General features: G+C 36.9%; 10 protein-coding genes and 1 pseudogene. 5 read left to right on the top strand and 6 right to left on the bottom strand.

Features of this window, described 5'->3' with window-relative positions:
• Positions 1–228: 228 nt before the first annotated feature.
• Positions 229–648 (top strand): hypothetical protein, encoded by a 420-nt coding sequence (locus tag AC1VS3_RS11440; RefSeq protein WP_008691067.1) that lies wholly within the window; start codon positions 229–231, stop codon positions 646–648.
• 38 nt (positions 649–686) lie between these two features.
• On the opposite strand, the gene AC1VS3_RS11435 is transcribed toward AC1VS3_RS11440, so the two are convergent.
• Positions 687–1,850 (bottom strand): extracellular solute-binding protein, encoded by a 1,164-nt coding sequence (locus tag AC1VS3_RS11435; RefSeq protein WP_017144527.1) that lies wholly within the window; start codon positions 1,848–1,850, stop codon positions 687–689.
• Between the two features lie 192 nt (positions 1,851–2,042).
• On the opposite strand from AC1VS3_RS11435, the gene AC1VS3_RS11430 reads away from it, so the two are divergent.
• Together AC1VS3_RS11430 and AC1VS3_RS11425 are read left to right on the top strand one after the other, a co-directional pair.
• Positions 2,043–4,079 carry an alpha-amylase family protein gene (locus AC1VS3_RS11430; RefSeq protein ID WP_008691065.1) on the top strand — a complete coding sequence of 679 codons (2,037 nt, stop codon included), beginning with the start codon at positions 2,043–2,045 and terminating at the stop codon, positions 4,077–4,079.
• Positions 4,080–4,245: 166 nt separating this feature from the next.
• Complete coding sequence (locus tag AC1VS3_RS11425) at positions 4,246–4,884, top strand: YigZ family protein (RefSeq protein ID WP_008691064.1); 639 nt, start codon at positions 4,246–4,248, stop codon at positions 4,882–4,884.
• Between the two features lie 73 nt (positions 4,885–4,957).
• On the opposite strand, the gene AC1VS3_RS11420 is transcribed toward AC1VS3_RS11425, so the two are convergent.
• The 5 genes and pseudogenes from AC1VS3_RS11420 to AC1VS3_RS11400 form a co-directional block, all read right to left on the bottom strand.
• Complete coding sequence (locus AC1VS3_RS11420) at positions 4,958–5,476, bottom strand: NAD(+) diphosphatase (protein WP_008691063.1); 519 nt, start codon at positions 5,474–5,476, stop codon at positions 4,958–4,960.
• A 65-nt stretch (positions 5,477–5,541) separates the two neighbouring features.
• The gene (locus AC1VS3_RS11415) at positions 5,542–6,378 is read right to left on the bottom strand and encodes a hypothetical protein (RefSeq protein ID WP_008691061.1); all 837 of its coding nucleotides are present in this window, start codon (positions 6,376–6,378) and stop codon (positions 5,542–5,544) included.
• A gap of 432 nt (positions 6,379–6,810) precedes the next feature.
• Positions 6,811–7,083, bottom strand: a pseudogene (locus AC1VS3_RS11410) (transposase); the annotation flags it as partial.
• A gap of 312 nt (positions 7,084–7,395) precedes the next feature.
• On the bottom strand, positions 7,396–10,422 hold the full coding sequence (locus AC1VS3_RS11405; protein WP_008691059.1) for a metallophosphoesterase: 3,027 nt from the start codon (positions 10,420–10,422) through the stop codon (positions 7,396–7,398).
• Position 10,423: 1 nt separating this feature from the next.
• A complete protein-coding gene (locus tag AC1VS3_RS11400) occupies positions 10,424–11,233 on the bottom strand; it encodes a helix-turn-helix domain-containing protein (RefSeq protein ID WP_008691058.1) in 810 nt (269 codons plus the stop codon).
• Between the two features lie 208 nt (positions 11,234–11,441).
• On the opposite strand from AC1VS3_RS11400, the gene AC1VS3_RS11395 reads away from it, so the two are divergent.
• Together AC1VS3_RS11395 and AC1VS3_RS11390 are read left to right on the top strand one after the other, a co-directional pair.
• Positions 11,442–11,825, top strand: a complete 384-nt coding sequence (locus tag AC1VS3_RS11395) for a cysteine-rich VLP domain-containing protein (protein WP_081484665.1) — start codon at positions 11,442–11,444, stop codon at positions 11,823–11,825.
• 111 nt (positions 11,826–11,936) lie between these two features.
• Positions 11,937–12,332 (top strand): replication initiator protein A, encoded by a 396-nt coding sequence (locus AC1VS3_RS11390; RefSeq protein ID WP_017144525.1) that lies wholly within the window; start codon positions 11,937–11,939, stop codon positions 12,330–12,332.
• Positions 12,333–12,439: the final 107 nt, after the last annotated feature.

Genomic DNA, 12,439 nt, shown 5'->3' with positions numbered 1-12,439 from the left:
GAACAAAATCTAATTAAATTATTATTGTCTATAAGATAATTAGATCAAACAAAAGAGATCAACATGGAAAAGAAAAATATTGGATATTATATCGGTATATTCGTTTTAGGTATCATTACCGGGTTTATCATCTTTGAGATACTGCTTTAGAAAAGACAGTAACTCTGTTTCATACATGTATTAAAAAGATAACTGCTATCATTTATAGCAAAAAGAGAGGGATCTTGTATGAATAAAAAGAAAATTGTGTTACTTTCTTTGCTCCTTCTTATGTTTCTTTGTAATCTAACTGCTTGCACGCAAAAGAGTAAAGATTCTGACTCCAAGCCTTATGAAGAACGCATAAAAGCAATTGTTAAATATTCCGGACCAAAAACACTTAAAAAAGATAGTGATTTTGATATTAACGAATACTTGGATGTTTATGAAATGCAAAGCGATAAAAAGGTTAAATTCAAACACGTTGAAGATTATAAGTGGCCACAAAAACTTTGTTATTCTATAGAAGTTGATTGTGGTGACGGTAAACAAAGTTGTGAGTTTTCTACAGAAGTACCAAATTTTTATACTTTCTCAGTAATTGCAGGAAGTTCTGAAGGTGCTTATACGATTAAAGAAATAGATATAACTGTTCAAGATAAGAACTAATGAATTTTTATAAAAAGTGATGGTTGCATCACTTTTTATTATTTACCTATGCTCCATGTCCTTAGATTTTTTACCAATTCCTTATAAACTTTAGCTGCGGAATCTTTACTACAAATATAGTTTTGTAAGATTGATGTAAAATCACTTTGGTTTATCAACATTTCCATTGTAATTCCCGGATTTTCTTCTATTATTGACAGATTATATAGTTGTGTTGTATTTACAGCCTCTATGAGTTCCTTTTTAGCATGATCATAAATATCGAAATCTTTTACATCCTCGCTACACAATAAAGGTACTTTCATATTAGTGTCTAATAATGCCTGTATCCCTTTCTTCGATCGTACCATAGCTAGAAACCGTCTTGCTGTATTCGGGTATTTACACTCTTTTGTTACGGCAAATCCAAACGTCGTAAACGGCGGTGCTATGGTTTCTTCTTGCCAAGATGGCATCGCCATGAAATGTAGATTACCATTTTGATAGGCACCTCTTTTTTCATACTGAAACTTTGTCGATAGTAAGCCACATAAATAATCATCACCATTATAAAAATCCTTTTGCTGTATCAAATCATCCGGCATATCCAATTTTGTATTTATTTCCTTATATGCTTTTAACTGCTTGATTGTCTGCTCTTTAGGAAAAAGATTGGTAAATGGAATTGTTTCCTCTGGAAGTAGTTTAGCGAAAAACGGATATACATATTCTCCCATATGATTATGATAATAACGTACATGACTTTCTGCCATTTGCTCAAAACTAACTAGATCTTCTTCCGACAATTTATTTTTTTCTAACATATCCTTGCGATAACAAAACACCAGTCCCTCCCCAATAACAGGTGTATAATAATCGCTTAATTCCTTTCTCTGTAAACTATTTGGCACATCATATGTATATGACACTTCCTTTATCTCCATGAGCTTATCTTTTAAAAAAGTTGCGTCAATATCGTTCGTCCAGATAATATCTTGTTTGATATCCTGGGTAAAGTAATAAGGTTGTACAACGAAATGTAAAGCATCTTTTTGTTTCGGATAGCTACGATTCCATAAATCGTTTAATTTATCCGCATATGCCTGATGTTCCACCTGAATCAACAGATGCGCATCTTTTTCAGTCATTTCAATCTTTTCTCTTGAAGCATTACTACATGCACAAAGAAACGCTGTTATACCTAACAAAATTAGTTTTTTCATGTCCTCACCTGTTTTGAGTATAACAACTTCTATCATCACATTCTGTCGAATTCACATATGCCTTTTTAATCATCTGTATCCTTCATTTGCGATAACTTTATATAAGCTTTCCCGTATGAAAAAAAGCAAAGATTCGTTTGGCTTTTTCCTGCTTGTATACTATACTATAACTATAGACAAGGGGGTTTTCCAATGAACCATGTTACAGCACTTTATCATGCATTAGAGAAAGAAGAGAAACTCCACCACGATGACATTTACAATTATGCGATTCCTAATGCATGGAATATGTATGGCTATCCGGATAAGAAAAACTTACGCAGCCGTGAAATTCTGGTCAATCCATACCGCTTTTATCTTTTTACTTTGCGCCACATCTTAATGGATGAACAAGGAAAAGTGAAAAAAAGCATTCCTTTTCAAGATGCTAAAGCTTCAAAAGGCAGCTGGCTGAAAAAGTCCAGTATATATTCCCTCATGGTACGTACTGCCACGGCATGGGATCACGATCGTGATGATGCATTGCCACATGATAATTTGTATCATTTAAGTGATAATGGCACTTTTTTGAAGAGTATTTTATTAATTCCCTACTTAAAACGCATGGGTATAAACACCATACTTATGCACCAGCCATTTGCTTTAAGCAAAACACAGACGCCTCATACGTATGCCGCAAAGGAATGTGTGCGTAGTTTTACGGATATAGATGAAACGTTACATGATCCACTTGTACCGGAATTAAATGTTCTGGAACAATGCTTAGCATTTATTGAAGCCTGCCATATGCATGGTATCCGTGTTCTTTTAGAATTTTGTCCAGGTAAGCTTGCCAGAGATAATACATATTATCAGAAACATCCGGAATGGTTTTATTGGATGACAAATGATGAATTGCGAAATTATCATGCGCCGATTTGTAATGCGCTACCGCAAAACACAATACCGCATACGTATGCGTTGAAAGATTTTTATCGCAGCGAAGATGTAAAAGCACACCTAGCTTTCTTCCGTAATGCACCAAAGCCTACGGATATGGATTTGGCTGCTATAGAAAAACTAGAACATATCACGATTGCGCCAATGTTCTCAGATCAAATCAATGCACATTTACCTATTGATGAAGATGGTACTGTATTCCGTTTCTTTGAAGATTTTCATATTCATGTACCAAAAAACGCATTACCTGCAAATTGTGCACCTTATCTAATGCAAGACAGCATTCGTTATGATTTGCATCCGGGAAAAAAGGCTTTGCGTAGTTTATGGGATATGTTAAATGAAACCATTCAATGGTATCAACAAACACTCGGCGTTGATGGTATTTATTTAGAAAAAACATATTTATTACCTGAAAAACTGCAAAAGGAATTGGTGAAGACAGCGCGCAAAGGAAACCGTCATTTTGCCATGATTGCAGAAGATACGCTCATGGAAAATAGTAGCGCATGGGTTGCAAAAGGCTTTGATGCCATTAGTGGAAATAGTGGTTATGAAGAAACCAATATTTGGGATTTCCGTTTCCATACCTTTGCATATCGTTTAAAAGGCAATGCCTGTCCCATGTTTGCGGCTAGTGAATTTTATGATGCCAGAAGGGTATGTTCATTGGAAAATGGTAGAAAACTGATGATTATGTTAAGTGTTATGAATCAATTCTTACCCAATGGTATTCCGATGTTGATGAATGGTGTAGAATGCTATGAGGTACAGCCAATGCAGTTGAGTGAGTATGGGGATAAAAAATATTTGTCTTCTCTGCCAAAAGAAGATCTCCGCTACCGTCAACAAGCTTACTTAGATGCTTACTATTTTAATTATCGTACGCCGGATCTCAATGTTTTACCTTCTTTATTAGAGCGTTGTTGCGCAATACGTAATACATATCTTGATGCCATTAGTAAAGAAGAAAGCTGTATTCCCGTATGGTTTGATTCCCCAAAAGATTTTGGCATTGGGTATAGTTTTGTCTTAGAGGATCGTGCATTAATGGTTATTTGTAATACAAACATTAATACAGCCAGTCATTTACATATCCATACTGAGAATTTATATAGTGAATTGCCTTTTACGGTAGCTGAAATCCATCAAATCTTCTCTACTTCAGACCCTTATATACATGATGTACCGCAGGACTCTTTCCGCAATCTACCATTGGATTTTGAATGTGGAGAAGTAAAGTTTATCGAATTTAAAGCTACCAAATCAACCGATGGACAAATAGTTTAATTCTTGAACAAGATGGTTTTTAGATAAGTTATTTGATGATGATCTTCATAATGAAAATCGACGGTTATAAATATCTTAAATAGAAGTACCCATTTACTTTTTAAAAGAATCGCTATCGATTCTTTTTTTCTGTCCTTATCTATATTATAATGAAACAGGTGATAACATGTATCGTTTAAAAGAAGATCATATGGATGAATTTGAAATCAAAAAAAGTCGTTTCCTATGTTACCTTCATCGTTGTAACAGTGAAGAAGAGGCAAAGACTTTTATTAACAAGATAAAAAAAGAACACCCTAATGCCAGACATCATTGTTATGCCTTTATCATAGGTGAACAAAATGAAATACAACGCAGTAATGATGACGGAGAACCTGCCGGTACAGCAGGTGTGCCCATGTTAGAATGTTTGATGAAACATCAGATGCAAGATATCGTAGCAGTTACCGTACGTTATTTCGGCGGTATCAAATTAGGGGCAGGCGGATTGATACGTGCGTATGCAAAAAGTGTATCGCATGCGCTTGAAAGTGCTTGTCTTACCCGTAAACAGAAAATGTTCGTATATACCTTACATTTTCCATATCATCTCATTGGTAAGATGGATTATCTTTTCCGTTCTCACAATATCGAGGTATCTGATAAGCAATATCAAGAAGATGCTGTTTATACGTATTTATGTGAGCAGCCCTTAGATGATGAAATTTCAGAAATCACCAATGGCGCTTATCTTCCCGTCTTTATCAAAGAATGTATAATAGATGTAGCATTACAAGGTGTAAAAACCAATCTAACAGATTCCTGAGTCTGGATCTTTACATGTTTTCAAATTATGGTGCTTAACATTCCTTATATATATAAAACGTAAATTATTTCTTCTATTTAAAAAAGTTTCCCTTAGATTCTTTTTCATAACAATGAATAAAATTCAATAAAAAGCGCTGTGCTAATGATGCTGGGGCAATCGCTTTAAGTGCTTCATCAAAAGAATACCACTTAGCCTCATCTATCTCCCAATCTGATATGTCTGCCAAAGATGTACTATCTAATAGAACTGCAAAACTTAGCATCAAAGTGTTTGTCTTTTCAAAATATTCACTTTTCAAATAGCGATACGCAACAACCCTTCTGCCTATCTCTTCTGTCATCTCGCGGCACACCGCATCTTCAACACTTTCTTTTTGATTCACATAGCCAGCCACCAAAACATTACGCTGTTCACCATATTGTTGAATCAAAAGTATTTGCTTTTCATCCGGTGATAATGCCACCAGGGATACAGCTGTATTAAATTGCGGAAATATGTATTTCTGACAAGTCGTGCAATATGGAATGCAACCCTCATGTTCATGTTTTTTCATAATTAATGCGTTACCGCATGTACTGCAAAATTTCATAGACATCCTTCCTTCCATCATTATTATAGCCATAATAACAGTAAAAGAAACCTTCACAGGTTTCTTTAATGCATATCCTTCACCATTTTCCACAATTCACTATAAGATACAAAACCAATGGCATCACATTTTTCCTTAGCCACCTGACGCTGTTTCTTTACATTACCTTCATGCACACGGTTCAAATTGTTTTTATCCATCATGTATTGCACATAAGAGAATTTCTTCAATAAGAACCATTTCGCAATGATTTCATTAATTGTTTTTTCACGGTTTTTACTTTCTTCTAACAGTTTTTGTAAATGTTCCTGTTGCCAGGCTCCCATTTCTTTCGCCATTTCATACATCTCATCATAGTTCTCAAATACCTTACTGTCAAGACGTCTTTGAACGATACCGGCTTTCTGATTCTGCATAAAGAATGCAATCACATTTTCCATCATGCGCTCAATCGTATCTTTATTCACTGACATCGCAATGATTTCATTTCGTGTTCCCTCGTATTCATTTTCCGGTTCACTCATTACATAGTACAATGCCTTAGCAATGACATATTCTTCCTTATCTCCTAATGTTAAAATTACGGCCTTTTGATAATCATCAAATTTTCCATATACTACATATGGACAACAAATCGTTCCATGCGGCAACTTAAATGAATCTTTGTAGCGAATGATCTGATTGGCAATTGCCTCTTTATTAATATTCAAGTGCAAATCTACTGCAACTTTCAGATTATGATCCTCTTCAAAGAGTGCTTCTAATACCTCACGTACTTCTTCCTTCCCCTCATCAGCCTCAATGATGGAAAGGTAATCCTCTAGGAATCCATTAAACGTACAAATTCCTTCACCACTTTCACGAATGTCTTTAACCCCATTCAAAATATCATAAATAGCCATAGTTCTCCTCCTTTCCCAGTCGTATTTTACATTTGAAGATCAATGGAACTATGTTGTCTGATGATACAATACTACATCTATAATTTATGAAAAAGTAAATTCATATATTCGTTAAAATCGTATAGAAAGGTATATCTATCTTCATTTTACAACGTTTTTTTTATTTTTCAACCAAAATTTAAGCGTTTTCATAAATATGTGACATAAACTTAAGTTACTTAATAATATTGCAAAACCGTAAAGATGTGTATTGTACTATTATGGACAAGGTAAAATTAACACCATTTGCTTTAACCCTAGGTTTATGTAAGCTTAACTCAGCCTATAATAAATTTCCACCAGCTAAGCTGGTGGTTTTTACGTAATCGCCCCAAGGGGCTCAGATTCAGGCTACGCTTACCAGCGTAACAATACGGTCTGGCATTTGCATTTCTATTTCTTATTACCCGTAAACGGGTCTTCTATATCCAGTGTCAATTGTTCACTTAGTTCATCTTCTTTTAATTGATTTTTTATATATGCTTCAATTACTTTGTCATTCTTTCCTGCTGTATCTACATGATATCCTCTACACCAAAATGATCGATTCCTATATTTGTATTTCATATTCCCCCATTTCTGATAGATCATAATATTACTTTTCCCTTTCAGAAATCCCATAAATCCTGATACGCCAAACTTTACAAAGGGCGAAAACAGAATGTGAAACGGGCTGCTGACAACAAACGGCGGTATGCTCCCAAAGAGGGCAGCATACCGCCTGTTTTGTTGTCAGGGGTTTCCAAAGGGGCTTGCCCTTTGGCACACGACTTTGCTTGCAAAGTGTAGTGTGTTATACGCTCTGTCGGCGTTGCCGTGAACGTTGCCGCCGAGGAGAGCAAGGGCATTTGAAGCGGCAGGAAAACAGGACTGTGATTGCGTGGCGTGAAGCCGCAAGCGCAGGACTGGTTTCATCAGCAGACAGGGCGTATATGAAAAATATTTCCTCAAAATAGAACTAAGAAAATATCAGTTTTTTTATGTAAGTTCAATTCGAGGTTTTTTACGTAGCGTATCTTCATTCCAAGAACTCAAAATATTCGAACTAAGTTTCTGCATCTTTTTTAGTTCTCTTGAAGCCTTATAAATATCCGTATCAAGATATATTTGCGGTAATATTGTAACATTCGTTTGTTGTTTCAATGCTAACGGATTTTCGCTATTACCTTTAAGAAGTTTAACATATTCGCCAAATATTGCAGGACAGTTCTTCTCCAATAAGGCAGGAATGGACGGATATACAATTTTGTTAATTATATCACTGGCCCAATATCCCGTTATTGATAAGTCAACTGGGTTTACATATATGTGATTATAAAAGTCAATGTCAATTATGCTCCCATGAATCGTGCCTACTCCACCAATTCTTTTTACTATATCTGCAACTCGTTTTTGAAATGAAGTAAACTTGTCAAGCGGCGTTTTTATTGTAGAAATCATAGCGTCCATATTATCATAATAATACTGAATATCTGGAATTTCCAACTTTTTCATAGCACCGCCATTAAGTATGGTAAGGCTACCATTTCTTGATTGATGAATAAAACAGTAATACCCCTTCTTTTTCAGCATATAAAGTACATTTACTTCTCGCTGAAATGTTATGGATATATTCTTTCCTCGGTAGAAGTCATTGTACTGCTCACTTGTAACCTCAAATATGCCATCCTCATAATCGGAAAAACAGTCATAATCGTTATCAATTAAAAAAGTTTTCAAATGAGGATCCTCACTATGGTATCCCACTTGATTGTCCGAATAGACTCTGTACTCACCATCATCATAGAAGAAATTCCTGTGGGTATGTCCACTTACATAAACATAGTTTTTGTCAGGCTCCGCTTCTCTGCACCAATCTTTTTTAGGCGTATGTGTTAAAATAATCGTGTTCTTATTTATTAGAATGGGGCGCAAACGATTATACAAATCTTCAAAAATTTTAGATTCTTTTATTTCAGTAGTCCTGTCCACAGTCATTCGATAAATGCCGTTATCGGCATTAAATTCCATATTATATCCCGAAAATCCCGATCCGCCGAGAATTACATATCTTGCACTTCGCAAGCGATCAGCAATTTGCGTTTTATTCATTTGGCACAAATCATGATATTTAATCAGGTGTGTTCCTGTGTTCGGATCAGCAAGTAAACCGCAATCTTCTTTGTAAAGAAGATCGTTATGAAGTAAATACATACCATATTCTTCTAAAATAGTTCGATACTTTGAAACGATTTGTTCTATTTGAAAGCCCGGAAAACTCCATAACTCATGATTTCCAAGCGTAAACACAATCTGTGTTTTCCGACGTAATGTTTTGGAAAGAATCTTTACAAATAACTGAAATATTCCAATATCTGATGCTACATCACCGTCAATCAATAATAATCTTCCTGCTTCATTAGCAATAGTATTAACTATTCTTTGAATCACATATATAATATCTTCTTTTGAACGACAGCCTGCATTTTGTATTCTGTGCATAAGATGAAGATCTGAAATATAGTGAACTCTTTGGCATTTGTTATCAAAAGCCAGATCAAAATTTGATAAGTCTCGCCCCGCTACTTCTGATACCAAATCTCTTGAAGATTGAAGAACTAAAGCAGTTTTAGATTCATTTTTTTCAATACACTCAAAGGATTCTATGACGTTCAAGTTGATCACATAAGTATCATATTGTAGGCCAAACTTTTCACATAAGCTGCTTTTCATTTTTGCGCCTGTAAAGTCAATAAAATCCCACTGAGCTAAATTGTCAAGCCCATCACAAAAAAGCAAATCTGCATTAGATAGGTTTCCTTTAAGAAAAACAACAAAATCAAAAAAATACTTAAATGTATGATTATATTCTTTAAGTATGCTACCAGATTTGTTGAGCCACTTCTGAACTACATAAAATTTCCCATCATGATAGTATTTTTTTACAGAATATGTGACTTCCATATCTGCATGAATCGGAAGCTTTGTTGTTTCATCAACGATATACCTGAAAAAATTCTCATTACATTCAAGTGCGCCTGATAAATCGCAATATGTTAAATCCCTATTTCGATAATCAATAAACTCATCAAACGTTTCAAAATATCTACAAATTGTCGTGATTGGAAAATATTCATTACCTTTTTGATATCCTTTAATTTCTTCGCAATAGTAGTGCGTTTTCTTGTCAAAAAATGCTTTTGAATAAAAATCAATCTCTCCCTCTTTCAAGAGACGAATATACTCTTTTAATTTCTTCTTATGCTTATATATTGTCCCCTTTGCTCCTGAAGAGTAATTGAATGATTGCATAACATCGTCAGAATCATATATTGAACATAAAGCATTTATCATTTTGTATTCAGGATAAGCACCGGAGGACATATACTCCATAATAATAGAGAAGCGTTGTTTATCCTTGACATCTGCGAAAATATACTGAAAAAAGAAAAAGCTGACATCAACAATGGAAGCAATCTTAGATTTTTTATAATTTCCCACGACTTTTACTAATTCATCATAGCTACTACAATTGTTAAATTTTTTGCTCCACTGTTGACAATATTTATGAATTAGCTTTCCTTCCTCATAATTCTTTTTTTCTTCGTTTGATAATGACAACGAATAATCGTCTATTGTATCTTCGATAAACGCTTTTCTTGCCATTAAGGTTTTTGCGTTATTTTTTTTAGAAATAGATATTCTCGAAAAAGGGCAAAATGTATAGCAAGCATCATCATAAATATCCCCATTTAAGAAGTCAAAATAAGAATCAAAATTATCAAACGATAGAAAAACGCCTCTTTTTTGTTCCACACCATCTGCGTCCAAATAAATTAGCGTTTCTTCAACGAAGAAAGAATTAGAAATAATGTCAAATCCTCTTTTCCCTGTTATGCGAAAACCTGCTTTTCGTTCAAAAGTTACAAGCTGAATATCGTTCTTATATTCTTCTGGGACATCAAAAACCCGAATTTCTTTTTTCTTTAATTGTCTGATTATTTTCTTTATTTCTGATTGTGCCACACTATTTTCCTCCTTTCTCTGCCTGCTCAATCATCTTTTTCGCCAGCTTTTGAAACAGGTCGGCGGCCTCCTCGTCCATCGGCGCAAGTTGTCCGATCTGTCCGGCAATCATTGCTGTTACATCATCAACGGAAATCGGTTTTTGTTTCTGTTCTACCAATGCGTCCCGAAAAGTCTGGAACATGGCGGCGGTCACAGCTTCCCCCGGCTGTTCCCCGTTGTCAATGTCTTTCTTAATATCCCGCAGGATAGCAAGGAACATGCTCTTGATTTTCTCAATCTCCGCTTCGTGTTCCCCTATCTTCTGGGCATTCAAAAGCTGTAAATCCTGCCTTGCGTCTGCCCGGTGTTCCGGGTGTTCTTTCATCAGGTTGGACAAAGAAGCCGTTGCAATCTCGATTAGCTGGTTTCTTGCTGTTATCTCCTTTGCAGCCGTATCCTGAAAATAAATCCGTATCAAATCTATCAGCTTCGGAAAGTTCTTGTGTTCCAAAAGGCGGTTAAGGATTTGCACATCGACTGCGCCCGTCACAAGCCCCCTCACGGCTCCCTCGGATAAGCCCAATTCGGAAATATCGTAGCTTTTACGGACGCTCACGGTGGACAAGCCCAGTATGTAGTCCGTTGATACCTTAAATTCCTTTGCCACGCCTATGAGAATATCACTGCTGACCGTTCTTGTTTCGCCGCTGACAATCCGGCTCAACTGAGAAGCAGAAACGCCTATCTTTTCCGCAAGTTCCTTTTGTGTGATGTGGTTTCCGTTACATAAATCGGAAATCCGCTGTCCGGGTGTTCCGGGTAGAGCCATAGACACGCACCTCCTCCGCAGATTTCCATTATACAGCAAAATTGCAAAAATGCAATTCTCGCAAAATTCCGGGGATTACATTTTTTTCGTGTAGACTTAGGGTAGTTCATCGATGGACAGCAACTTGAAAACAGAATGACCGTCCGAAAAGGAATATCCGGCGGGGGAAGCACCGCAAGGAACCGACTTCTGGACACTTTGTCCAGAGATCACTTCGGGACAAGTTGACCCGAAGCTGTGGGGAGCGTACCAACACCGGAAATCCTTTCGGGGAGAACGGCAACGGCGGGAGTGCTGTAACTGTGAGGACGGCAACTGCATTGTCCTTGACGATGGAGACACCTGCACCTGCCCTCAGATGATTTCTTTCTCGGTCTGCTGTAAATGGTTTCGGTGGGCGGTCTTGCCCCTTGCCGGGACGTTGGAAGCAGAGATTTACCGGGATAGGGACTTGAAACGCTGTACAGTCTGCGGCGGCGTGTTCATCCAAAAATCCAACCGGGCTAAATACTGCCCCGGCTGCGCCGCCAAAGTTCACAGGCGGCAGAAAACAGAAAATGAACGGAAAAGGAGGTCTGCTGTGGACAGTTAAGAGCGAAAAAAGCCTTGATTTACAAGGCTTCGCAAGCCCTAAACCGGGGCGGGTGGTATAAAGTATCGCCCACTCCGGAAAATAGGTTTTTAACCGTCCATAAAATACGCTATGACAAGCACGATTTATATTCATCAGCCGGAAAAGGCGTTCAGCTTCACCCGGCTCCCGAATTTCCTCTTTGAAGCACCTACATTCCAGCCTCTGTCCAACGAAGCTAAACTACTGTATGCCTTTATCCTGCGGCGGGCGGAGTTGTCCCGTAAAAATGGGTGGGCGGACGAGTACGGGCGCATTTACCTGTACTATCCCATCTGTGAGGTGGTGGACTTGCTCCACTGTGGGCGGCAGAAAGCCGTCAACACCCTGCGGGAGTTACAGTATGCGGAGTTGATTGACATTAAGAAACAGGGCTGTGGAAAACCCAACTGTATTTACCCGAAATCCTATGAAGCGGTTTCAAACGCTGACTTCAAGAAATCCGATTTTGGAACGCCCAAGGTCTGAAAACCATATCCGACAAGTTCGATAATCAATCCTCTTGAAGTACGGAAACTGGACGGTATATAGAAATACAAAGATTAAAAATATTTTATTTATATCCATTTCATTCC

Source organism: Longicatena sp. (assembly GCF_982403165.1).
The sequence above is the reverse complement of the archived record's forward strand: the minus strand, read 5'-3'. Positions and strand labels throughout refer to the sequence as shown.

Bases quoted from the DNA above. Each gene is read 5' to 3' on its own strand.
- AC1VS3_RS11440 (WP_008691067.1), top strand. From the start codon at position 229: ATGAATAAAAAGAAAATTGTGTTACTTTCTTTGCTCCTTCTTATGTTT.
- AC1VS3_RS11435 (WP_017144527.1), bottom strand. From the start codon at position 1,850: ATGAAAAAACTAATTTTGTTAGGTATAACAGCGTTTCTTTGTGCATGT.
- AC1VS3_RS11430 (WP_008691065.1), top strand. From the start codon at position 2,043: ATGAACCATGTTACAGCACTTTATCATGCATTAGAGAAAGAAGAGAAA.
- AC1VS3_RS11425 (WP_008691064.1), top strand. From the start codon at position 4,246: ATGTATCGTTTAAAAGAAGATCATATGGATGAATTTGAAATCAAAAAA.
- AC1VS3_RS11420 (WP_008691063.1), bottom strand. From the start codon at position 5,476: ATGAAATTTTGCAGTACATGCGGTAACGCATTAATTATGAAAAAACAT.
- AC1VS3_RS11415 (WP_008691061.1), bottom strand. From the start codon at position 6,378: ATGGCTATTTATGATATTTTGAATGGGGTTAAAGACATTCGTGAAAGT.
- AC1VS3_RS11400 (WP_008691058.1), bottom strand. From the start codon at position 11,233: ATGGCTCTACCCGGAACACCCGGACAGCGGATTTCCGATTTATGTAAC.
- AC1VS3_RS11390 (WP_017144525.1), top strand. From the start codon at position 11,937: ATGACAAGCACGATTTATATTCATCAGCCGGAAAAGGCGTTCAGCTTC.